Genomic DNA, 20,859 nt, shown 5'->3' with positions numbered 1-20,859 from the left:
TTATCCAGCCGAGCGGAAGGAGTGGCTCAGGAATCAAAGCCAGGACTGACCCGGTTGAGCCGGCGCAACAGGGCCGGCCAGACGAGCATGTCAGCAGCCTGCGACATGCTTTTGGATTGCGCCTCGACAACGGCCTGCACGTCGTCCTGCGGCATACGGAGCTTCCCGCCACCCTGCGCTGCGATCTGGATCGAGCAGGCCCGCTCCAGAAAATACATGAAGGAGAAAGCCGCCGCGACGGAATGACCAACAGACATTGTGCCATGGTTCCGAAGGATCATGACATTGCTGCTGCCCAGATCCGCAACAAGGCGCGGGCGCTCATCGTGATTGAGCGCGACGCCTTCATAGTCATGGTAGGCAAGCTGGCCATTCAGCAGCATGGCCGTCTGGTTGAGCGGCAGCAGCCCCTCTTCCAGGCAGGACACCGCTACACCGTCGACAGTATGCAAATGCAGCACGCAGTGGGCATCCTCGCGCGCCTCATGCACCGCAGAGTGGATGGTGAACCCGGCCGGATTCACCATCGCGTCAGACGGCCCGACCTTCTGGCCATCCAGATCTACCTTGACGAGAGAGGAGGCCGTGATCTCCTCGAACAACCAGCCGTAGGGATTGATCAGGAAATGGTGATCCGGCCCCGGAACACGCGCAGAAATGTGTGTGAAGACCAGGTCATCCCATCCGAACAGGGCGATCAGCCGGTAGGCGGCAGCCAGATCACAGCGTACTTTCCACTCAGCATCCGAACAGGACATTTCAGCGGATCGGGCGGTCGCGTTCATTTGAGAAAACCTTCTGTCTGACATCTGACGGTTGAGACTGGGCAGGTATGCAGACAGATCTAGTCGAGCTCAATATCCAGAAGACGCACATATTGTTGCCCAGAATGCATATCCCGCTCCAATATTCCGCCCTGCGGTGTTGCACGGGGATAGGATATCTTCACGAGGTTGAGTTCGGGCACCGGGATATGCTTCACAAGCGCCGGATCCGTGCCGAAAAGCTGGCCGAATACGTCCGGGGAGAGCGCCGGGCTCGCCTTGTAACGCTCAAAACTGCCGGGACCATCAAACCAGATATCCATTGTAACCCAGAATGGGCCGGCCTGCTTCGAGCGAACATGCCGGGAAACTTCTCTGAGCCTTGCCATTATGCTTTTCCCTTCCAGGACGTTCTTCCGTACACGCTCACAGGTCCACCCATCTGGTCCGCACCAGTTCGAGAGGATCGCCGACCTCGACCACATGGTTCAGCTTGAACTCGTAAACCTGCCCGCGCGGTACATCCGCAGGCGAGAAGGCAAAGCCATAGCTGGGCAGCTCCTTGTCCATCACGGCCGGGTAATGGAAGAAATAGGGGTTGCAGGCATGGGTGATGGCATTGGCCAGTTCCTGCGTGCGCGCCGTGGCGATGAACACCACGCCGATCTCCCGCGGCGGCGGCGTGCCTTCCGCCACCGGCCTGCCATCCACAGCGTTCCAGCCATACATCCGGATGGAAATATGAAAATCGTCCTGCTCCTCCGGCGGAAGCGTCTGGCGGGCCCGCATATACAGCGCTTCCAGAAACCGGTCATGAAATCCGGATACATCCCGCAATACATCCGGGTCCTGAATACCCACCAGCATGATCGTCTGGAACCTGCCCCCGCCTGCGCCTTCCAGCTTCATCGTATAGGGACGTGGCTTCCAGACAGCGCCAGTCACGCGAACGCTGCGATTGTCCTCAAGCGCCTCATACGTCACTTGAGTCACATCAAGCTGCCCGCCCGGCTCGGTCAGGATATAAGGATCTGTATTCTCATACAGCATGTGGGCCGAAACCCCTTCGCGCGCACAGTAATTGTCCCGCGCCAGCGGCTCGACATCAAATCCGTCCTTACCGATGCTCAACAGCACACCGGCAGAATCGCGCTTCTCCGTACACTGCGCGCCGCACTCACCCACTTTTCCCGCATGCCAGGAGGCACCCCACCCGGCCCCCTTCCAGATCGGGAAGCTCGCCAGCACCGCCGGGTCGGTCGAGCGCCCCCCCAGGATAACATCCGCGCCCTGCTCCAGCGCGTCAATATAGGGCTCCACGCCCATCAGCGCGACGATATGGTCGCATTCGTCCACCGTCGTGTCCTCCAGCGGTCCCAGAGGGGGAAGTGGCCGGATGCGGCCAGCTGTATTGAACGTCTTGATGCTCTCGCGGGTCTGCTCGCTGTAGAGTAGCGCGATCCTGGGCGAGATGCCCAGCTCCGCGACGATTTCAAGCAGGATGTCCCGTGTCCAGTCGACGTTCATGTCCCCGCCGGCCTGGCCGGATGTCCCGATGATAACGGGGATGCCGGTGCGCGCATGGGCTTTCATCAGGATCATCAGATCGCGCTTCACGGCGCCGCGGCTGTTCTTGGATTTCCCGGTGGCCAGATAGGCCGCGCCGCTGTCGGTGGACCCTGCATCCGTGGCTATCGCGTGCGCGCCCCGCGATAGTCCGTACTCGACTTCTTCTTCCCGCACCCCTGCGCCCAATGACCCGCAGGGCACAAGCACTTTAATGGGCAGTGTCAGCTGTTCACTCATATCAAACCTGAATTAGCTCAAAAAAAAACGGGAGGCGCGTCAGGCGCCTCCCGCAGGATGTCAGTAGTCCCAGGACAGGGTGACGCCGTAAGTGCGGGGAGGATTGAACGCACCAAAGTTAGCCCCCAGGAAGCCGCCCTGGAACGTGCGTGTCCGCTCGTCGGTAAGGTTTTTGCCCCAGAGAGACACGCTCATCCCGTTGCCGAGACCATCCAGAACGACCCGTGCATCCACGAAGCTCGTCGCGTCCCGAAGTTCAGGAGGCTGGTTGTTGTTGTCATCGAAAATCTTGCTTGTGTACTGATAATCCACTGCAAAAGTCAGATCCGGACCATTCGCCAGAGCCAGCGTGTAGGAAGGCGACACGGTCACCTTGTGTTTTGGTGACCTGGAAATCTGATTGCCCGAATAATCCACGCCGTCTTCGACAAACTCGTCGAACACCGCGTCGGTATACGCATACGCCACGGCCAGGTTGAAGTTCGTCGCAGGGCTCACCTGCAGCTGGGTCTCGTAGCCCTGGATATGCGCTTCGCCGGCATTGGTGATGATGCGGACGCCATTATTGGTCTGTGTTGTCTGCAGATCGGTGTAGTCGACATAGAACACCGAATTGTTCCAGATGAGGGTGCCATCGAGAAACAGGCTCTTATGGCCGGCCTCATACTGCACAGCCACTTCCGGGTCGAAGGGGGTGACGGCTGCCGCAGCATCTGAAGGCTCACCGTTGAACCCGCCGCTCTTGAAGCCGCGCGACACGCTGGCATAGGCCATGTGGTCGGGTGTCAGCTGATATTCCAGGCCCGCGCGATAGGTCAGGTCATCAAAATCGGCCGAAGCGGTTGCATCAAACAGGTCGTCCGCCCGCAAAGGCACGTTGCTGTCGGTGTTGAAAACCCGCTGCGTCTTCTCGTCCCTGGAATAGCGCAGGCCGCCGAACACCGTCAGCTTATCCGTCACAGGCAACGACACGTCCCCGAACACGGCGTGGCTGTCGAGTTCGGCATCAGCGACAAACGCATCGAACAGCTCGATGGGAGCAATCACGTCAGCATTCAGGATCAGACTGTCCGTGCGCAGCACATCCTGATTGTAGCGATAGAGCCCCACAACCCAGGTGACCGGACTGTCAGGAAGCGATGAAAAGCGCAGTTCCTGGCTGGAAAGCTCTGCCGTTTCTTCATTTCCTCCGCTGATATTGATGGCATTGAAGCCCGGCGACGTGGGGTCCGGATTGCCGCCGTCAAAATCATAGCCGAAGCCATAGTCCAGATCGCGGTAGGAAAGCAGCGCCGTCACCGTTGCAAAACTGAAGTCATAAGCTACTTCGCCGCGCGCGCCCCATGTATCGCGCTCCATGAAGCCCGGATCGGAGCCATAGGTCACATCGGGATCGAAATTCTGGGCATAGAAGTTTGAAAGCGGATCAGTTTCGTCAAGCTCGAGGACATGGTTGGCCGTACCCAGGGCACGGTCGCGTGTTCCGTCGAGGGTGATATGCATCCGCAGGCTGTCGGTCGGCTCGGCATAGTATTGCAGGCGGCCGCTGAGCGTTTCCTGGTCGTCGACATCCCGGCCGAGGAACGGGTTTTCCACATAGCCGTCATTCGAGCGATAAGAGCCGCTGACCCGCACTGCACCAGTGTTGCCAGCCACCGGTGCGTTCAGGAAGGCTGCACCGTCCAGCCGACCGTAATTGCCGGCCGTCGCACTTGCGCCCGCCCCGAAACTGTCAAGCACCGGCCGTTTCGAGATCACATTGATGGCGCCGCCGACGACATTTCGTCCGTACAGGGTGCCTTGTGGCCCCTTGAGCACTTCGATGCGCTCGACATCGAACGCATCAAAGGCCACAGCCGAAGGCCGGCCCAGATAGACTTCATCAAGAAATACGGCCGAGCTCGGATCACCCGACGCGCCGCGGTCGCCTGAGCCGATACCACGAATATAAAGGCGCGGCTGGGAGGCGGGAAACGCGTCAAAACTGAGCCCCGGCGTGCGCGTCACAATATCGTCGATCTGCTGAATGCGCGCTGCCGCAATTTCATCAGCGCCAAAAACGGTTACCACGACGGGGACGTCCTGCAGGCTCTCGCTGCGGCGTTGCGCGGTTACTGTCACGGTGCCGAGCGTCCGCGCGCTCTCCTGGGATGCTTCCGCGGCCGCAGCGGTCTCCCCGCTCGCCTGCCCCATCGTCTCCTGCGCATGGGCTGTGGCCACGCAGAATGCCATCACGCCAAGTGAACAAGCGCCCGCCGCAAGACGGATCGAAAGTGGTTTCATAGGGTACTCCTCCCGGTACATTTCATACGGCGTGTTGCCCGCCATCGCGCTTTGCATAGGCCAGGGAACGGTCTTTCACGTGGCAAGGATTTTACATTTTCGGATAAAAGGCGTTCTGTCCGGATATGCCGAAGGGGTTTGCCCTCACAGCGCCCCCGGGGCAGACCGTGTTCAGGAGGACGCCATGCATATTGCAGGTCAGCTTAACTGGATAAATGAGCTCCCCGCCCCGGCGCGGGACGCTATACGCAATCGGTTCGTTTACCGTGACCTTGAGCCCGGCGAGACCATTAAGGAAAGCGGTCAGCCCGCAGAGGGCATGTACCAGGTCCAGTCCGGCTACATCAAACTGCTGGCGGATCGCCCGGATGGGGAGCAATCCCTGCTGCTGATCTACATTCGCGGCAACAGCTTTGGGGAATCGACCCTGATTGCCCGACGCCCGCACCATCACACAACGATTGCCGCCAGCCCTGCGCGCATCGGTTTCCTGAAACAGAACGACTTTGACGAGCTCTACCGTACCTACCCGTCCATTCCCGAAGCGCTCTGCCGAAAATTCGCGACCGCCCTCAGCTCCATGATTGCCTATCGGGAAAAGCAGAATGAAACGACGGTCGCCCAAAGGGTTGCCCTGGTCCTGCGCAATCTGGCAGAGATGAGCGAAACACCCCAGATCGGCGGCCGCCGCGCCATTGATATCCCTATCACGATTGGGGAACTGTCCAGTTTCCTTGGCCTCACTCGCCAGACTGTCCAGAAGGAAATATCCCTCCTCAAACGCCGCAACCTGATATCGAAATCGCAAGGCGCCTGGACCGTGTTGGATATGGCCCTGCTCAGAACGCTCGCTCCGGCAGAGGACGTTCCGGACCTGCTAACATAAGGATCACCGTCTACGGATCATTTGTTGTCTGCCCGGCAGACAATGCGGACTTCTGGCTTTTCAGAATCTTCGACCAGAGCGCCTCGGCGGCAGGAGACTGACGGGTAGCGGGCCGCCATAACCGGATCTCGATCGGCACATCCTGCTCCGGGGTGCCCGCCCGCATCAGCTTTCCGGTCGAGATGTCCTCGCTCACCAGGCTCAGCGCCGTCCACGCGACCCCGCGCCCGTTCCGCGCCATCGCTGTCAGGACGCTCGCGAGATGGGACGTAAACGCAGGCATGGACGGAGGCTCGCGCCCGGTCATCGCCCAGGCGGCGGCAAGAATTCGGCCCATGCCGGACTCCGGTGACAATGCCAGCTGGGGTGCCTTTTCCGGCGGGGTTTCAGCCGCCAGCTGCGGAGATATCACCGGCAACAGGACATCCCCGCCCAGAAGTACCGATCGGAAATCCCTGCCAAGACGCGTCGGCGCCGCCTCATGGTGGTGACAGAGCAGAAACTGGGCCCGTCCCTCAATCATCAGTCGCTCACACGCCACCATATGATCGGCCGTCAGCTCAACGGTCACCGTTGCCGGCTCGTCTTTCTCCAGCTGGCGCAGCCAGTTTGGAAAGAAAGTAAGCGAAAGCGCATGCGTTGCGGCAAAGCGCAGGGTCTCCGACGACGCCTTTGCGACCGCGCGCGCCTCTTCGCGGCCCAGCTGCAGCTGCCGCGTCGCCAGCTCGGCAACCGTCTTGAAACGCTCCCCTGCCGGAGTCAGGCGCATCGTATGTGTGCCCCGGTCGATCAGGGTAACGCCGACCCAATCCTCCAGCGCACGTATGCGCCGACTGAAGGTCGGCTGGGTCATCGCCCTTCGCTCGGCTGCGCGCGCAAATCCGCCCGCTTCGATCAACGCCAGATAATCTTCAAGCCAGTCAACATTCATGAACAATCCGGCCGCCGTTTCACGCCGTTCCCTGATGCACACCGCCTTGCCGGAACAGCCCGTCGGAGGGCCTGGCCCGGCTGGGCGCCGTTCCGGGCCGAACCTTCTGTTACGCCGACATTCCCTGGCAGCGCAACACCGTCCGTCTCGATTGCCCCGGTATTTCGGACCTGTCAGTCAGCATTCGCAAGCGCTGCAGGGTGTCAGCAAATGAGCTGAGGCGGGCTCTGTCATTCGCCTTTGACAGGATTATAAACCGCCTCTCGCACACTGCTGCTGAGGGCAACCGATCCGATGTCATCCGGGATCACCTGGGTAAAGACGAGACCGGCAAGATCATTCTGCGGATCAATCCAGAACGCTGTACTGGCCCACCCACTCCAGCCATACTCGCCGATCGCGCCCGGCGCCGCGCCCGGCGGCCGGGCCGTATTAACATAACCGCACAGGCCAAATCCCGTACCTTCTCCCCGGCCCGAAGCCGCGAGCGGCGCGTCCCCGAATGAGGCATCCAGCTGGTTGGAGGTCATCATCGTGACAGCCTCGCTGCTGAGAACCTGCGCATCCCCAAAGCGGCCTGCCGCGAGCAGCATCTGCGCAAAGTTCATGTAATCGGAAGCTGTCCCGACGAGCCCGGCGCCGCCATATTCGAGAAGGGGTTTCTCCAGGTAGCTGCCACCATACACCGCCTGGTCCTGCGCATTGCTGAGGGTGCGATCCTGGCTCAGATGGTAAAGCTCGGCGAGGCGTTCGCGCTTCTCGGGCGGGACATAGAAGCCCGTATCATCCATGGAAAGCGGGGCGAGGATCCGCTCCCGCATATACGCCCCGAAGGATTTTCCCGACACAACTTCCACCAGGCGGCCGAGGACACCCATGGATTCCCCATAGTTCCAGACGGTTCCGGGTTCTGCGACAAGGGGCAGCCTGGCAAGGCGCCTGACGTGCGCTTCGAGCGTTTCTGAAGTCCGGTTTTCAATGGCAAAAACGTCTGCGGCAGCATAATCGGCCTGAACCGGCCCTGGCAGTATGGCGTAAGTCAGGCCGGATGTATGGGTCATCAGATGACGGATGGTGATCGGGCGCGTTGCCGGCACAATGCCCGCCTCGGTCCGCACGGACATTTCTGAAAATTCCGGAAGATACTTGCTGATCGGCGTATCGAGATCGATCAGGCCGTCGTCATACAGGGTCATGACCGTGGCGCAGGTGATTGGCTTGGTCATCGAATAAAAACGGAAAAGCGTGTCTTCTGTGACGGGCCGCTGATCTTCCAGGCTGGCAAACCCCATTGAGCGGGAATAGGTCACCTCTCCGCCTTCCGCGATGACCACCAGCGCGCCCGGGATCTCGCCTGTGCCAACCTGCTGCGTGACAGCCGCGTCCAGCGCTTCGATACGGGCCGGCGTAAGGCGGCGTGTTTCCGCTCCCCCCAGACCGGCGGTTTCGAGAGACGCGCAGGACGCCAGGAGGGCTGTCCCGCCTGCAGCCATTGCCCGGCGCAGAGGATTGAGGAAATGGGTCATCTTCGGCTTGTCTCCGTTAGATCGCATCATCAGGAAAAGGGGCGCCGGCGCAGACGGGAGGCGCTGCGCCGGCGCTTCAGGCAGCCTAGCGAACGGGCCGCCAGGTGAATTTCAGGAACACTTCCCGGCCCCGGGAGACGACCGCGCTCTGATCGCCGGAGATGGCTGTCGCAATACCACTGCCCCCGCCCGTCAGAGTGATGGGCGCTGAGGCATTGAACGTATACTCATCCGTCAGGTTGCGGCCCAGCAGCGAAACTTCCCAGCGGTCATCGTCTCCGAAGAGGCGGAGGGAAGCATTCAGCTTGGTATAAGCTTTCTGCAGGTCGAGCGGAGACTGGCGCAGATTGGCATAATAGTCGCTTGAGTAGGTGGCATCGAAGGCCAGGTCGAACCCAAGCCCGTTGCCGAGCTGCCCGCTGTAAAGAATACCCCCGGTGGCCGCCGTGTCCGGGGCGTTGTTCATCTGCCGGCCAGAGAGGTCCTGCTGCAGGAAGGCGCCGGTAACCGGATTGAGATTGATGTTGCAGCCTAACACCACGGTCTGGCCAAGATAGCAGCCCGACAGGAAGTCCTCGAATTTTGCGTCGTTCAGAGCCAGGGAGCCCCGAAGGAACAGTCCTTCAGCCGGGGTCTGCCAGTTAAAGTCCGCCTCGATGCCCCGCACTTTCGCCGCAGCCGCATTGAGCACTTTGAAAGAGATAGAATCCGGATCGAAGGCACCGACCTGGAGGTCATCATAATCATACTCATACGCGGTGAGATTGACGACCAGCTGATCGAACAGCGTGGCCTTCACCCCGCCCTCAAAGCCTGTCACGGTTTCCTCATCGAACGTATTGGCAAAGTTACCGGCAGCAATGGCGCCGTTGGTGAACCCGCCATCAAATCCGCCGGATTTGAACCCTTCCTTGTACGATCCGAACACCATGATGTCGTCTGTCACATCATAGGAAACGGTGAGCTCGGGGGACACATTGTCAAAGCTCAGACTGTCGCGGACGAGATTTCCGGTAACGTCCACGCCGCGGCGGAAAAAGCGCAGGCTCTTATCCTCTTCGGAGTAACGCAGGCCACCGGAGACTTCGAGCCGGTCTGTCACATCCCAGATCAGCTGGGCAAAGGCGGAGAAGGCTTCCTGGTCCTGGAAGGTCTGTTCCTGACCGATGGCAAATGGCGCTGGCGGGAAGGCCGTTATAACCGCGTCCTGGGCACCGTAGGTGTCGCGGGTCTCATAGAAAACGCCCGTCGTGAAGTTCACAGGCGCGTCCCAGTCAGATGCGAGGCGAACTTCCTGGCTGAACTGGCGCATCTCGAAAGGCAGGTAAGGCACCAGCAAAACAGCGCGCGGGCCGATTGAAGCATCATGGGCATTCACTTCATCGAAGAGGTAATAGCCCGTCACCGACGTCAGCGTCAGATCGGGCGACACTTTATAGTCCGCCTGAAGGGTCCCGAGGATCTGCTGGTTGTTGCGAAAACCGATCCCGTTGCGGCTCGGGGCGCCTGCTGCCAGCGCCACATCTTCGGGCCGGCCGTTGCCTACATAGATGTCACGGTCCGCCTTACACGGAAAATCCGGCTGCAGCTGCGGCGCGCCGAGCGGGCATGCAATCCGCTGCTGGGCCATGATCGAGCCACCTTCGATCTTCGACTCGTTGAAGGTCAGCTTGCCCTTGAGGCGCAGGGCCTCGGTCGCGTCAACCACCACTGTGGCGCGGGCGAAGAATTCCTCCCCCGATGGCCAGCGGCTGACGGGCGCCGGCGTTACCAGCGGATCGCCGTTCGCGGGGACCGACTTTACCTTGAAATAGCCATTGAGATCAGAGTAGCGCGCAACGAGGCGAACACCGACGGTGTCGGAGACCGGCGCAGAATAGAGCGCCTGATAGTAGGCGTCCTGAGACACGGCTTCGTAGCCGGTCTCAAGCGCGAGAAGCCGGTCAGGCGTGGGATCGGCCGTTTTCATCGAGATCACCCCGCCCGGGCTGTTCTTGCCGAAGAACAGCGCCTGAGGTCCGCGAAGGATTTCGATCTGCTCCAGGTCAATCTGGGCCGCCTTGCGGATGTTCAGCGTCCCGATCTGCATCCCGTCAACATTGATCGAGACCGCCTGATCGCCGAGATAGTTAGAGGACCCTGACCCGACCCCGCGCAGGGCAATCGAGCCGCCCGAGGAGACCGAGCTTTCTGCGGTCTGCAGGCCGGGCGTAAAGCTTGCCAGGTCATCGATGCTGACGAGATTCAGCCGCGCGATCTCTTCGGATCCGAAGGCGGAAATCGCGGTCGGCACGTCTCCGATGAGTTCGTCGCGTTTCCGCGCGGTGACGACGACCGTGTTCATGGTTGCCTGCGCCTCTTCGGGCTCAGCCGGCCGGGCCTGCGCCAGGCCAGCGGGGCTTAAGAGGGCCAGGACAGCCACACTACAGAATATGCGGTTCGCAAAGCGCGACATTGAGTTCCTCCCGGGGATCTGCCGGTGTTTTCACCGGTCATGCCATTTTCGACATCTATGTATGTTTGAGTTTCTGCGTGTCGAATCACGGCCTGTCAACATTTTCGACATCTTTGTAGGTTTTTATTTTCTGATGCCCGGACCCGCGACCGCCCGCGTCTTGATTGACGCGGGCGGGAGTGAAAGACTGGGCCGGCCTGAAAGCTGCCCTGCCCCCACCCGTCCCGATCGGAATTCCTCATGAAGGCGAGACTGCGAGCCGTCCCCGACCGCGAAGCGACCCCCGCCTCGAGGAAAGCGTCCAAGCAGGAGGCCATCCTCCGGGAGGCCGCCTCGATGTTCAATGAACAGGGCGTCGGGTCTGTGGGGTTCGGCGATCTTGCCCGCCGCATGGGTGTCGGGCGCGCCACATTCTATCACTATGTCGCCGATCGCGAGGACCTGATCTTCCGGTGTTATCAGCGCAGCTGTGAAGCAGAGACCGAACGCCTCGACCTTGCCTGTGAGGCAGATGCCGGCCTGCCCCAGGTCCTCGACTTCATCCGCCTCAGCCTCTCCCCGGAGGCCGACCAGACCGCCCTCATTACGGATACGGGCGTCCTGAGCGACGGCCCGCGGACCATAATCGAACGGGCGCGACGCCGCAATTATGACCGGCTCGCCGCCATGATCGGCGCAGGCATCACGGCCGGCAATATCCGTCCGTGCGATGAGCAGCTGATCGCGCGTATAGTGCCGTCCATCCTGGCCTTCTCGCGCCTGTCGCATCGCTGGCTGCCGGTCCGGCAGGCGGCACGCAACCCGGATGCCATCGCCGATTTCATAGAGTTCGGATCGGCTGCCAGCCGGACCCAGGATTTCAGCCTGACAAAAAGTGCCGATGATTTCTCGCGCGTGACCCTTGCGGGGTTCGGGGATCAGAAGATCGCTGACCTGAAGATGGAACAGATCCTGATGAAGGGGTCCCAACTCATCAACCGGCACGGGGTCGCCAACGTATCCCTGGAAGATGTGGCGAGCGCGCTCGGCGCGACCCGCGGGACCGTTTATCATTATTTCAGTGACCGGGACGATCTCGTGCGCAGCTGCCTGGAGCGCAGCTATGAAATCTATGATGCCTTTGTTGATTATGCGCTCGCCCACGGCCGCACGGGCCTGGAGAAAGCCGGCATCGTGTCCCACCTCAACGCCCAGGCGATGGTCGGCTCCTTACAACCGGTCGCCGGCTGGATGGGGCTGGAGACCCTTTCGCAAGTTTCGCAGAAGCGGGCGGCAAAACGTATGCGGGAAGTCTTTGCCAGGACCCAGGGGCTCGCCGAAGAAGGTATCCGGGACGGCAGCCGCCGTCAGCATGACTACAAGGCGGTGACGCTGGCGCGCGCCGGCGCCTATCTCTGGATCCCGAAGTGGATCGAAGACATTGATCAGCCCTCGCCGCAGAAAATCGCGGATGAAATTGTGACCCTGTTCAATCTGGGGCTAGCGGTCACGACGCGCCGCTGAACCGTTCCGGCCCGACCACCGGATAGACGGATGGCGGCAGGCGCTCGCCATCTTCGAGCCGGTTTGGCCCGGTACCCGACCTCACCAGCCGCCTGTCTGTATCCACTCCTCCATCATCGCCATCCGGTCCCAGCCCCAGAACCCTTCCCCATCCACGCGGAAAAACGGCGATCCGAACACGCCGCAGGCCAGCGCGGTTTCAGAGGCGGCAATGGCGGCCTGACGGATCTCCTCAGACCGGGCTCCGGCAAGCAGGCCGGCCGGATCCAGTCCGATCCGCGCGCCGAGCCGGACCACCTGGTCAAGATCACTGGTATCGAGACGGCCGGAATAGTAAGTGCTGAACACAGACCGGGCAAAGTCGGCCGAACGGGCGAGGTAACAGCGCTCCACCCAGTAAAACGCCCGCGTCGCGGCCAGCGCGACCGTCCGGCAGGATCATATCGACCCCAATCCGGCGGGCCGCCCTGGACCAGTCATGGCGCGCATACTCCGCTTTCATCGGAATGGCGGAGAGCCCGCGCATTCCGGTGACCTTGAACGCAGCGCCCAGCATGGAGGGGCGCCAGAGCACATCCCGGCCAACGCGCGCGCTCAGGGCGTCGATCTCGCAGGCGGCCAGATAGGCATAGCCCGACGAGAAATCGAACCAGAATTCGATCGGTGCCCGGACGGTCATGTGGCCTCCCGTTCCGGCGCGGGGTTTGGGGTCGTGTCCTCGTGGCTCATTCTCCCTCCCAGTAGTTTCTCACATCGGCGGCGCGCCAGACAGCTTCAACCCGGCGCAGGGTTTTATCCCCGCCCGGCGCCGCGCGGCAAAGACGCCGATCTTTCCGCTATCCGGGTAGGTCAGGACATCGGGCTCGCGCATGGAGCTGATAGCGATGTAGACAAGCCCGGCATCGCCCGCGACAAGCTGGTGGGCGGTCTCCGCGCCGCCCGCCGGGCAGACCGCCACATCCCCCTGTTCCACGGCGTAGTCTGCCCCGCCAAATCTCAGGACGCCGCGCCCGCCAAGGATTACAAAAATCTCGTCATTGGCGTAGTGGGCATGGCAGGGCCAGGCCGCCTTGCCGGGCGCAAGCTCGACCCATCGCGCGCCCAGATGGGTCGCGCCCAGGGGCGCCGCGATGGCCGCGATCCGGGCCTGATAGCGCGCGCCATGCCGCTGCGGGATCAGATCAATATCCTGTCGTTGAATCACAGGCCGCATCGGTGCCCTCACCTTCTCATGAACTGTTTCTGGCAGGCAGCCGGTTTGTGGGATCCGTCAGCCCGTATCGGGCTTTCCGTGCAGGCAGATCAGGGTCTGCTGTCCCACAGCGATGAGCTTGCGGGCATCTTCGGTGCAGGCAAACACCTCCAGCCCGCAAATCGTCAGGGTACGTCCGTGCCGGATCACCTGGCCGACCGCTTCCAGCGCGGCGCCTTCGGCCGGCGCCAGAAGGTTGATCTTGTATTCCACGGTCAGGACAGAACTGCCTTCGGGAAAGCGGGTGAAGGCGGCATAGCCCCCTGCCGAGTCCGCAATCGCAGAGGTCCCGCCCGCATGAAAATATCCATGCTGCTGGGTCAGCGCATCGCGAAACGGCAGCCGGATCACGGCCCGGCCAGGGTCGAGCTCTGTCATGACGGCGCCGAGATGGGCCATCAGCCCCTGGCGCGCAAAGCTCTCGCGCACTCGGGCCTCAATATCAGTGGGCAGAGGGTCTGGCTGAGGATGCATAAGGGCCGGTCTCCGGAACGCTGAGAGAGAGGCGTCTGATAGCGCCTGGCGGGCGCCAAAGGGAATTGAGAAAATGTCTCCCGCGCCTGAGCTTTGCTCCGCTTACAGGGCTCAGCCGGACCTGAGAATTCTTCACTTGGCGGGCGCGGCCTCCCCCGGAAGAAAGAGCACCGCTGAGTCACCGACGAAAGGCCCGCCCTTGCAATGACGAATTCCCTGACCCGCGAAGCCCTGATCGCGCATGCGACCGACTGGATCACCGCCTGGAATACCGGCGATCTGGAATCTGTCCTGGCGCCCTGGCATGAGGACGGCATTTTTGTGAGCCCGGTGGCCGCGCTGATCACGGGCGCGGGTGAAATCCGCGGCAAGTCCCGCCTTCGCGCCTATTGGCGCGCGGCGCTCGCCCGCGCCGCCGGGCTGCATTTCACGCTCCTGTCGGCGCATGCTGATGCCGGCACGCAGAGCCTCCTGGTGCACTATGTGTCCGCGACCAGCGGCCGGCGCGTCCGGGCGGCTGAACTGATGGTGTTTTCTGATGGCCGGCAGATTGGCGGGGAAGCCTTCTATGGCGCCGAAGTAACCCCGGCTCCGGAATTGCCCGCATGACCGTCTACGCGCTCGCCCAGCTGAAGATTGAGGACCGCGCCGTCTACCAGCGCTATGTCGACCGGTTCCTCCCGGTCCTGGCCGCATATGGCGGGTGCCTGCTCGCGGCCGATGAAACACCCGAACAGATCGAAGGCGTCTGGCCGTTTGACAAGGTCATCCTGATCGCCTTCCCGGACAGGGACAGCTTCCGGCGCTGGGCGAACTCGGAAGATTATAAAGCGATCGCCCAGGACCGTCTGACCTCGGCGTCCGGCCCCGTCCTTCTGGTTCAGGGGCTCTGACGCCCGCCTCAGGACGCCGGCGACACCGGCGCCGGTCCCCTCGGAGAGAGATTTTCGAACAGCCAGCGTCGCAGGTTGCGGACCCGCCGGTCCCGCGCCAGCGCGTCCGGGTAGACAAGCCAGTAGGCTTTGCCCGCGTCGGCACAATGATCAAAGAGCGTCACCAGCCGGCCAGCCGCAAGATCGACGTCGGCCATTTCCAAGCCTGCCAGCGCGAGCCCGGCGTCGCCAGCGGCTGCCTGCAGCGCCAGTCCGGTTGAATCCACACGCGTGACCGTTCGGGGCGCTACGGGCCCACCTGGCAGCGTGGCATTCCACCGCGCAAACTCATCGTGTCTGTGTGCGGACAGAAATAGATTCGAGCGCGCAACACGGTCCCGCGCCATCTCGCCTTCCGGGCCCGGCGTCCCGACAAGGGTCAGGGTTTCCCGGAAGAGGAGGTCTGACACCAGGCCGCGCCATCGCCCTGCGCCGTGGCGCACAGCCACATCCGCTTCCCCGGCGGTCAGATCTGCCAGGGCCTGGCTCCCCGATATGAGCAGGTCAAACCCCTCCCGCCCGAAGGGCCAGGCCGCCAGCCTCGGAGAGAGCCAGTGGGCGGCGAAAGTCGGCAGCAAAGAGAGGCGCAGAGGACCGGTCCGGCGGGTCTGATCCAGCTGAGCCACCGCGTCGCTGATTTTATCAAATCCCTCGGTCAGGGACGGCGCAAGCGCAGCGCCGGCGGGCGTCAGGACAAGGGCGGGCCCGGACCGTCGCATCAGGTCAACGCCGAGCGCCTCTTCAAGCCCTCTGAGCTGGTGGGACACGGCGGATGGGGTCACGCCCAGCTCGCCCGCGGCCGCCTTGATCGACAGGTGCCGCGCGGCCGCTTCGAAGGCCCGCAGGGCGTTCAGCGGCAGGGGGCGTCCGGGGCGGGAATCAGGTTCATCAGACGGCAGCATCGGTCTTTATCAGGCAACGGCCCCGGACAGGGGCGACCGGGTCCTGTCCACGATAAGCGCTTCTGGCCCGACGCGCCATAGCCACTCTGGCCCAAAAGAATACTGCCCGTGATACCCGAACGGGCGGGTGAAAAGAACGGCACGTCACCTTGCCAGGAGCGCCATCTCCCGGCAGCTTTCTTCCAGCAAAGTTTATGTGGGGGCCTCTATGAGCGGCTGGGACAGAGATAAATCCGGAGACTATACGCCGCGCCCGCCGCCGCTCTGGTTCTGGCTGGCAGCGGGCGCAGCGATCCTGTGTCTGATCTGGTTCAGCCTCAGGGGGTAAGCGCGCCGGCTGGTTCCAGCGACGTTGCAAGATTGAGCAGGATCTCCCGCGCAATCTGCTCGACGCGCCCTTTCAGGTCTCCGGCACTGGCCGCCATTGCCGTCTGATCCACCCGGAACTCAAGCGTTACGGTCGCCAGGGATCTGGGATGGGCGAGTTGTACGGTGACATCGAGATCCTCCAGGTCGATTTTGGTGAAATTATAGTCCCACAGTTGAGCTCGCATCGATTGGTCTCCTTATAAGTTTCCGGGTCCGTCCCGGAAGCCTATCTGACACGCATCGATTGTTCTGAGTTCCCCCCAAAGGAGCGCGCGCCAGCGCCTGCACCAGAGGCGGCATCACAGGAGACCGCTCCGGCTACGGATTGTGTGAGGCGGTTCGCCCATGCCCCGGAGCGCCTGTTCAGGCGGCAGCGCGTTTCCGGCGCACGCGGTCCAGGATCTCTTCCTCGGTCCCGCGCAGGTCATACACGCCGACCAGCCGCACCTCGTCGCCATGGGCTTCGTCGGCGGCGACCTCCAGGTCGAGCGCCACATCATCTTCGCAGAAGTCGCAGAAATGGACAAAATCGACCGTGTCGGAGAATACGAGAAGCCATTTCGCGCGGCGATCAATTCCCGAACGCACCCAGCTGCGGAACTCATCGGAAATATCAGAAAACCCACTCATGATGACCACCTTCGCTGTTCGCCCTGCTCTGCGTTCCGTGTATGTTCTTTTGAAAAAAGAGTCAACAATTCCTTACCGAAATTCTGTCGCCGCGCCGACCGGCGCCGGGTAAAGAGATCCGGTATCCCTTCCCCGTCTGTCCGGAGCCTCGTCATGTTTTACCGCATCCTGGTCCTTGCCACCGCCTTGCTGGTCTCGGCCTGCCAGACACCGGCTCCTCCGCCTGCGGATCAGGAGGCGGGTCCCTTGCGGATCGCCGCCTGGAACACCGAACACCTCACGGCGGTTTCCGGCGCGGGCTGCTTCCCCCGGGACGAGGCGGCGCTGGATCTTATTGCCGACTATATCACCCGCGTGGACGCGGACATCTGGCTGCTCCAGGAAGTCGATGGGGATGGCGCCCTGGCGCGCGTCTTCGGCGACGGATGGACCTTTCATGTCGAACAAAGGGCCGGCGGCGAAACGTATCCGCTCTGCCGCGGCCGCGATGACGGTACCCGCCTGCGTGCCCAGAATACCGCCATCGCCGTGCGCGACGGCATCACCCATGACCGGCTCCCCGACCTCGCCGCGCTCGATCTGACCGGTGAGGGCCGCACCCGCTATGGCGTGGCGATCACGCTGCCCGGCCCGGTCCCGACCGACATTATGAGCGTGCATCTCACATCCGGCTGTTTTTCCGGGGACACGTCGGTGCGCTGCCCCGCGCTGTTTGATCAGGCAGACGTCCTGGAGGCGTGGATCGATCAGCGCAGCGCTGCCGGGCGCGCGGTCATCGTCGGCGGCGATTTCAACCGCCGCCTGGAAGCGGAAGATGATCCGGTCTGGACCGGCCTCAATGATGGCACGCCGGCAGGGCTCCATATCGCCGGCGCCGGAACCGGCCCGTCCTGCGACCCGCGTTACAGGGAATTTATCGATTTCCTCCTGCTGAGCGACACCGCCCTCACCCGAATGGTCGCGGGCAGCTTCCGGGAAACGACCTATGACACCCCCGCCCGGCCCTCCGATCACTGCCCGATCTCGCTCAGTATAGCGCGCTGACGGCCCTCGCGGGTCTGCGCTGGCCCGGTTCAGCCAAAGGACCGCCCTTCATACCAGTATCCCATAGGGCTTCCCCGATCCCATTGACCGGGATGCCCCTGTCCCGGCTCATTTCCGGGCGACCCGAGGGAGATACTTATGACTTCGAAGCGCCGGAGTATTTCGTCGGCCCCGGGCTTCGGTGACACCGGCCGGGAAACGGGCAGCACGTGCGTAGAAAACCTGCATGCTTCCAATATGGATAACCGTTTCCGGTAAAGGCCCGCAACCGGTCAAACTCTTCAATATATGGTCAGAGAGGAGACCCCCGCTGTCTATGGCATTGCGGGATATTTCCAAAGTTTGTGGCTCATGACAGCTATTTGTTGGTTCCCGCATCACCCGGCCGCTTACCCTCTTCTCATGACCGGTATCATCGAGAGTTTCACAGGCAAGCTGGCCTACACCAGTGGCGCCCCGGACCGTTTCGGCGCGGAGCGCGGCCGGGAGAGTTTTCGCATTGATGTGCACCGTGACGGCTGCAAAGTCGTCTCCGCCCATTGCGAAATTGATGATCCCCCGCCGGTTGTGCGGGATGTATCGCTGCGGATAGATCCGCAGGGCCGGCCCGCAGACTGTTTCGTCCGCATCGCGGTCGGCGGCGCTTTCCGAGGCTCAGCCTGGTTCACATTTGACAGCGCGCAGGCAGAATGTGAGGCGCAGACCCTTATGGAAGGCCGGGTGTCCCAGAAGATGCCCCTGCAGCGCCCCCTTCCCGGTTTTGGCAATCACGCCATCATCAATGACGGGATGCTCCTGTCACAATATGATCTGACCCAGGGCCCCGGCACACAGATCGTGGAAAAGCTTCTGCTCTCCTCACCCGACCATCGTGGCGCGACCGGCCCGCTCCTCTTCGCTGTGGATCTTGCGATTCAGTATCACGGACCCGAAACCATCGAGACTGCGGCGGGGCGTTTCGACGCCCATAAATTCTCCTACACCGATGTGCCCGGCCTGCTGCAGGCCCATCCCCCTTACGATCTGTGGTGCACAGCCGACGGACATTATATCCTGCTCAAAGCGGAGGTGGGCGGGTACATGCAGACCCGCTATGAACTTGTCCAACTGTGCCATCTGAAGCACGCCGCCGCATGACTCTCTGGATTCTCGTCGCCCATATCGCAGTCCTCGGATACTGGCTCGGCTCCGAGCTCGTGATCAATTCGACCTACCGATATGTCTGCTTCGCCGATAATATGCCGTTCACGGAACGTACGCGACTGATGGATCACGTCATGCATGTGGACCAGCATGTGCGGTATGCGCTTGTGCTGCAGACGTCACTCGGGATCGTGCTGGCCGCGAACTATGGGTTTATTCCCGGCGGCGCGCCGGTGGCGTTTGCCGCTGCCGCGTTTGGCATACTCTGGCTCGGCTTTGTCGAAGCCGTTCACCGGCTTCGCAAACATGAGGCCGGGCCGCTGCTCGGGAAAATCGACCGGGTCTCCCGCTATATTCTCATGGCCGTTTTGCTCGCCACCTCTCTGAGCCTGATCGGCGGCGCGTGGCCGATGCCCGGCTGGCTGCGCTGGAAACTGGCGGCGTTTACCGGGGTGATGGCTTGCGGCGTCGGTATCCGGTTCGCCCTGATCGCGCATTTCAGAACCTGGGCCCAGATGGCTGCTTCCGGCGTCACGCCGGAACGCAACGCCCTTATCCGCGCGACGTATGTTCAGGCAACAGCCGTGCTCGTTCTGCTCTGGGTGTTTATCGGCGTCATCGTGTGGCTCAGCATTGCAAAACCCGTATGAGCCCGTCTGCAGCCTCAAATAAGGACGAAAACCCCATGACCGATCTCTACACGATCTTCTGCCGGGACAGGCCCGGCTCCAGGCCTGTACGCATGGCGCAACTGAGCCGTCACCTCTCCCATATTGAAACTGTGATGGACCGCATCAAGCTCGCCGCGCCACTGCGCGACGATGCCGGCGAAGCTTTCACCGGCGCCCTGCTGGTCATCACCGCAAGCAGTATTGCCGATGCCCGCGCCTTTATCGAAGCCGATCCCTATTATCAGGCGGGCATCTGGGACACTGTTGAGATAGACAGGCTCGGCATGTCCGCAGGCGAATGGGTTGGCGGCAAATCCTGGTAGGAAGACTTAGGCACTATCCTGCCTCGCCCGCCTCTGTCCTCAGCATATCCAGCAATTTGCGCGCAGCCAGACCGATATGGGCCCGTTTGCGGCGCATAAGGAAAAGCGGCGTTGACCATGCGCCGTTGCTCAGATCCAGCCACATCAGCGATGTATGGTGTTGGCACAGCGAACGGGGCAGGATTGCCAGCCGGTCGGTGGTCATCAGGGCTGTCAGTGTGAACAGGACGGACGTTGTCACGATGCCGGGTTGAGGGCGGGCAAGGCCGCAGGCGGCAAAAGCCTCTTCGATGGCTTCATCAAGAAGATCCGTGTTGCGGCCAATCACCCAGGCGGCGCCCTTAAGATCGGCCAGAGATCTGGCGCCGCCAAGCCAGGGATGGTCGATGCGGCCTGCGATACCCCAGGGTTCGTTTGTGAACTGCTCCACCAGCACACTGTCTTCCTGGCCGATAGTCCGGGTCGAGAGCGCCAGATCAATCTGACCGCGATGCAGCGCGGCGACGAAGTCTGTGTCGAGGCCGGCTTCGACATCGATCCTGAGATTGGGGTGGGCCTCCGCAAAGCGCGCGACGCTCTGACCTATGAAGGTCGTCGCCGCGATCGGGCTCAGTCCGACCACCAGCTTTCCGCGCTCGAGACCCAGCTCTGCAGCGGCTGCAGATTTCAGGCGGCCCGCACTGGCCACCACATCGCGCGCGTGCTCGACGACGGTTTCGCCGAGGCGGGTGAGGGCCATACCCCGCGTTTCACGCTCGAAGAGTTTTCCGCCAATATCGGATTCCAGTCGGGACAGGGATTTCGACAAGGCCTGCTGCGTCAGCCCCACTCGCGCTGCCGCGCTGGTCAGACTGCCGGTCTCGACAACCGCAAGAACATGTTCGAGTTGCCTGAGCTCCATGACATTAACAAACACAGATTGTGCATATGGACAACTGATTGTTAGATCGTGTGAGTAATCCATG

Annotated in this window: 22 protein-coding genes and 1 pseudogene; 8 read left to right on the top strand and 15 right to left on the bottom strand. The window is 62.0% G+C overall.

All coding sequences use genetic code 11. The features are described from left to right. Positions 1 to 26: 26 nt before the first annotated feature. Genes HNE_RS07295 through HNE_RS07280 form a run of 4 tightly spaced genes read right to left on the bottom strand, consistent with a single transcriptional unit; the run spans position 27 to position 4,853 of the window. Complete coding sequence (locus tag HNE_RS07295) at positions 27 to 785, bottom strand: class II aldolase/adducin family protein (protein WP_011646487.1); 759 nt, start codon at positions 783 to 785, stop codon at positions 27 to 29. Positions 786 to 844: 59 nt separating this feature from the next. Then, on the bottom strand, positions 845 to 1,153 hold the full coding sequence (locus HNE_RS07290; protein ID WP_011646486.1) for a DUF4387 domain-containing protein: 309 nt from the start codon (positions 1,151 to 1,153) through the stop codon (positions 845 to 847). Positions 1,154 to 1,190: 37 nt separating this feature from the next. Next, the gene (locus HNE_RS07285) at positions 1,191 to 2,570 is read right to left on the bottom strand and encodes an acyclic terpene utilization AtuA family protein (protein ID WP_011646485.1); all 1,380 of its coding nucleotides are present in this window, start codon (positions 2,568 to 2,570) and stop codon (positions 1,191 to 1,193) included. Between the two features lie 60 nt (positions 2,571 to 2,630). Next, positions 2,631 to 4,853, bottom strand: coding sequence for a TonB-dependent receptor (locus tag HNE_RS07280; RefSeq protein ID WP_011646484.1), 2,223 nt, complete (start codon positions 4,851 to 4,853; stop codon positions 2,631 to 2,633). A gap of 184 nt (positions 4,854 to 5,037) precedes the next feature. On the opposite strand from HNE_RS07280, the gene HNE_RS18715 reads away from it, so the two are divergent. Further along, complete coding sequence (locus HNE_RS18715) at positions 5,038 to 5,739, top strand: Crp/Fnr family transcriptional regulator (protein ID WP_011646483.1); 702 nt, start codon at positions 5,038 to 5,040, stop codon at positions 5,737 to 5,739. Between the two features lie 10 nt (positions 5,740 to 5,749). Here HNE_RS18715 and HNE_RS07270 read toward each other — a convergent pair whose 3' ends face one another. From HNE_RS07270 to HNE_RS07260, 3 genes are all read right to left on the bottom strand, one after another. Further along, a complete protein-coding gene (locus HNE_RS07270) occupies positions 5,750 to 6,670 on the bottom strand; it encodes a LysR family transcriptional regulator (RefSeq protein ID WP_011646482.1) in 921 nt (306 codons plus the stop codon). Between the two features lie 230 nt (positions 6,671 to 6,900). Next, positions 6,901 to 8,196: a serine hydrolase domain-containing protein gene (locus HNE_RS07265; protein WP_049755055.1), complete on the bottom strand. Its 1,296-nt coding sequence runs from the start codon at positions 8,194 to 8,196 to the stop codon at positions 6,901 to 6,903. An 85-nt stretch (positions 8,197 to 8,281) separates the two neighbouring features. Then, positions 8,282 to 10,651, bottom strand: coding sequence for a TonB-dependent receptor (locus HNE_RS07260; protein ID WP_011646480.1), 2,370 nt, complete (start codon positions 10,649 to 10,651; stop codon positions 8,282 to 8,284). A 240-nt stretch (positions 10,652 to 10,891) separates the two neighbouring features. Between HNE_RS07260 and HNE_RS07255 the strand changes: the two genes are divergently transcribed. Next, the gene (locus HNE_RS07255) at positions 10,892 to 12,154 is read left to right on the top strand and encodes a TetR/AcrR family transcriptional regulator (protein WP_011646479.1); all 1,263 of its coding nucleotides are present in this window, start codon (positions 10,892 to 10,894) and stop codon (positions 12,152 to 12,154) included. 81 nt (positions 12,155 to 12,235) lie between these two features. On the opposite strand, the gene HNE_RS19015 is transcribed toward HNE_RS07255, so the two are convergent. The 4 genes and pseudogenes from HNE_RS19015 to HNE_RS07240 all read right to left on the bottom strand — a co-directional run bounded on the left by HNE_RS19015 (position 12,236) and on the right by HNE_RS07240 (position 13,880). Then, positions 12,236 to 12,547 carry a DsbA family protein gene (locus HNE_RS19015; RefSeq protein WP_267878707.1) on the bottom strand — a complete coding sequence of 104 codons (312 nt, stop codon included), beginning with the start codon at positions 12,545 to 12,547 and terminating at the stop codon, positions 12,236 to 12,238. Continuing rightward, a complete protein-coding gene (locus HNE_RS19010) occupies positions 12,462 to 12,833 on the bottom strand; it encodes a DsbA family protein (protein ID WP_267878706.1) in 372 nt (123 codons plus the stop codon). Before HNE_RS19010 ends, HNE_RS19015 begins: the two co-directional genes overlap by 86 nt. 46 nt (positions 12,834 to 12,879) lie before the next feature. Then, a pseudogene (locus HNE_RS07245) lies at positions 12,880 to 13,367 on the bottom strand (cupin domain-containing protein). Between the two features lie 57 nt (positions 13,368 to 13,424). Beyond that, positions 13,425 to 13,880, bottom strand: a complete 456-nt coding sequence (locus HNE_RS07240; protein ID WP_011646477.1) for a PaaI family thioesterase — start codon at positions 13,878 to 13,880, stop codon at positions 13,425 to 13,427. A 204-nt stretch (positions 13,881 to 14,084) separates the two neighbouring features. On the opposite strand from HNE_RS07240, the gene HNE_RS07235 reads away from it, so the two are divergent. Then, positions 14,085 to 14,489 carry a nuclear transport factor 2 family protein gene (locus HNE_RS07235; protein ID WP_011646476.1) on the top strand — a complete coding sequence of 135 codons (405 nt, stop codon included), beginning with the start codon at positions 14,085 to 14,087 and terminating at the stop codon, positions 14,487 to 14,489. Continuing rightward, positions 14,486 to 14,773, top strand: coding sequence for a DUF1330 domain-containing protein (locus HNE_RS07230; RefSeq protein ID WP_011646475.1), 288 nt, complete (start codon positions 14,486 to 14,488; stop codon positions 14,771 to 14,773). The genes HNE_RS07235 and HNE_RS07230 overlap by 4 nt, the downstream gene beginning before the upstream one ends. A gap of 8 nt (positions 14,774 to 14,781) precedes the next feature. Here the strand turns inward: HNE_RS07230 and HNE_RS07225 are convergent, their stop codons facing one another. The 3 genes from HNE_RS07225 to HNE_RS18710 form a co-directional block, all read right to left on the bottom strand. Next, positions 14,782 to 15,714 (bottom strand): LysR substrate-binding domain-containing protein, encoded by a 933-nt coding sequence (locus tag HNE_RS07225; protein ID WP_011646474.1) that lies wholly within the window; start codon positions 15,712 to 15,714, stop codon positions 14,782 to 14,784. 317 nt (positions 15,715 to 16,031) lie between these two features. Continuing rightward, on the bottom strand, positions 16,032 to 16,268 hold the full coding sequence (locus HNE_RS07220) for a hypothetical protein (protein WP_011646472.1): 237 nt from the start codon (positions 16,266 to 16,268) through the stop codon (positions 16,032 to 16,034). A 178-nt stretch (positions 16,269 to 16,446) separates the two neighbouring features. Next, entirely contained in the window at positions 16,447 to 16,713 is a 267-nt protein-coding gene (locus HNE_RS18710; RefSeq protein ID WP_035591631.1) for a hypothetical protein, read from the bottom strand. 153 nt (positions 16,714 to 16,866) lie between these two features. Here HNE_RS18710 and HNE_RS07210 point away from each other — a divergent pair, with 153 nt between their 5' ends. The 4 genes from HNE_RS07210 to HNE_RS07195 all read left to right on the top strand — a co-directional run bounded on the left by HNE_RS07210 (position 16,867) and on the right by HNE_RS07195 (position 19,894). Further along, a complete protein-coding gene (locus HNE_RS07210) occupies positions 16,867 to 17,757 on the top strand; it encodes an endonuclease/exonuclease/phosphatase family protein (protein ID WP_035591633.1) in 891 nt (296 codons plus the stop codon). A gap of 402 nt (positions 17,758 to 18,159) precedes the next feature. Next, positions 18,160 to 18,894 (top strand): hypothetical protein, encoded by a 735-nt coding sequence (locus tag HNE_RS07205; RefSeq protein WP_035591635.1) that lies wholly within the window; start codon positions 18,160 to 18,162, stop codon positions 18,892 to 18,894. Beyond that, positions 18,891 to 19,550: a hypothetical protein gene (locus HNE_RS07200; protein ID WP_035591637.1), complete on the top strand. Its 660-nt coding sequence runs from the start codon at positions 18,891 to 18,893 to the stop codon at positions 19,548 to 19,550. Before HNE_RS07205 ends, HNE_RS07200 begins: the two co-directional genes overlap by 4 nt. Before the next feature lie 35 nt (positions 19,551 to 19,585). Beyond that, the gene (locus tag HNE_RS07195) at positions 19,586 to 19,894 is read left to right on the top strand and encodes a YciI family protein (protein WP_011646468.1); all 309 of its coding nucleotides are present in this window, start codon (positions 19,586 to 19,588) and stop codon (positions 19,892 to 19,894) included. Positions 19,895 to 19,907: 13 nt separating this feature from the next. Here HNE_RS07195 and HNE_RS07190 read toward each other — a convergent pair whose 3' ends face one another. Further along, on the bottom strand, positions 19,908 to 20,795 hold the full coding sequence (locus HNE_RS07190; RefSeq protein ID WP_035591639.1) for a LysR family transcriptional regulator: 888 nt from the start codon (positions 20,793 to 20,795) through the stop codon (positions 19,908 to 19,910). Positions 20,796 to 20,859 lie beyond the last annotated feature (64 nt).

Origin of the sequence: Hyphomonas neptunium ATCC 15444, assembly GCF_000013025.1 — a bacterium.
Classification (GTDB): domain Bacteria; phylum Pseudomonadota; class Alphaproteobacteria; order Caulobacterales; family Hyphomonadaceae; genus Hyphomonas; species Hyphomonas neptunia.
The sequence above is the reverse complement of the archived record's forward strand: the minus strand, read 5'-3'. Positions and strand labels throughout refer to the sequence as shown.

What these genes read in the sequence shown, in the direction of transcription:
- HNE_RS07195 (WP_011646468.1), top strand. Translation starts at nt 19,586, where the DNA reads ATGACCGATCTCTACACGATCTTCTGCCGGGACAGGCCCGGCTCCAGG.
- HNE_RS07285 (WP_011646485.1), bottom strand. Translation starts at nt 2,570, where the DNA reads ATGAGTGAACAGCTGACACTGCCCATTAAAGTGCTTGTGCCCTGCGGG.
- HNE_RS07260 (WP_011646480.1), bottom strand. Translation starts at nt 10,651, where the DNA reads ATGTCGCGCTTTGCGAACCGCATATTCTGTAGTGTGGCTGTCCTGGCC.
- HNE_RS07235 (WP_011646476.1), top strand. Translation starts at nt 14,085, where the DNA reads ATGACGAATTCCCTGACCCGCGAAGCCCTGATCGCGCATGCGACCGAC.
- HNE_RS18715 (WP_011646483.1), top strand. Translation starts at nt 5,038, where the DNA reads ATGCATATTGCAGGTCAGCTTAACTGGATAAATGAGCTCCCCGCCCCG.
- HNE_RS07265 (WP_049755055.1), bottom strand. Translation starts at nt 8,196, where the DNA reads ATGACCCATTTCCTCAATCCTCTGCGCCGGGCAATGGCTGCAGGCGGG.
- HNE_RS18710 (WP_035591631.1), bottom strand. Translation starts at nt 16,713, where the DNA reads ATGAGTGGGTTTTCTGATATTTCCGATGAGTTCCGCAGCTGGGTGCGT.
- HNE_RS07280 (WP_011646484.1), bottom strand. Translation starts at nt 4,853, where the DNA reads ATGAAACCACTTTCGATCCGTCTTGCGGCGGGCGCTTGTTCACTTGGC.
- HNE_RS07290 (WP_011646486.1), bottom strand. Translation starts at nt 1,153, where the DNA reads ATGGCAAGGCTCAGAGAAGTTTCCCGGCATGTTCGCTCGAAGCAGGCC.
- HNE_RS07225 (WP_011646474.1), bottom strand. Translation starts at nt 15,714, where the DNA reads ATGCTGCCGTCTGATGAACCTGATTCCCGCCCCGGACGCCCCCTGCCG.
- HNE_RS07270 (WP_011646482.1), bottom strand. Translation starts at nt 6,670, where the DNA reads ATGAATGTTGACTGGCTTGAAGATTATCTGGCGTTGATCGAAGCGGGC.
- HNE_RS07205 (WP_035591635.1), top strand. Translation starts at nt 18,160, where the DNA reads ATGACCGGTATCATCGAGAGTTTCACAGGCAAGCTGGCCTACACCAGT.
- HNE_RS07240 (WP_011646477.1), bottom strand. Translation starts at nt 13,880, where the DNA reads ATGCATCCTCAGCCAGACCCTCTGCCCACTGATATTGAGGCCCGAGTG.
- HNE_RS07200 (WP_035591637.1), top strand. Translation starts at nt 18,891, where the DNA reads ATGACTCTCTGGATTCTCGTCGCCCATATCGCAGTCCTCGGATACTGG.
- HNE_RS07190 (WP_035591639.1), bottom strand. Translation starts at nt 20,795, where the DNA reads ATGGAGCTCAGGCAACTCGAACATGTTCTTGCGGTTGTCGAGACCGGC.
- HNE_RS19010 (WP_267878706.1), bottom strand. Translation starts at nt 12,833, where the DNA reads ATGACCGTCCGGGCACCGATCGAATTCTGGTTCGATTTCTCGTCGGGC.
- HNE_RS07210 (WP_035591633.1), top strand. Translation starts at nt 16,867, where the DNA reads ATGTTTTACCGCATCCTGGTCCTTGCCACCGCCTTGCTGGTCTCGGCC.
- HNE_RS07255 (WP_011646479.1), top strand. Translation starts at nt 10,892, where the DNA reads ATGAAGGCGAGACTGCGAGCCGTCCCCGACCGCGAAGCGACCCCCGCC.
- HNE_RS07230 (WP_011646475.1), top strand. Translation starts at nt 14,486, where the DNA reads ATGACCGTCTACGCGCTCGCCCAGCTGAAGATTGAGGACCGCGCCGTC.
- HNE_RS07220 (WP_011646472.1), bottom strand. Translation starts at nt 16,268, where the DNA reads ATGCGAGCTCAACTGTGGGACTATAATTTCACCAAAATCGACCTGGAG.
- HNE_RS07295 (WP_011646487.1), bottom strand. Translation starts at nt 785, where the DNA reads ATGAACGCGACCGCCCGATCCGCTGAAATGTCCTGTTCGGATGCTGAG.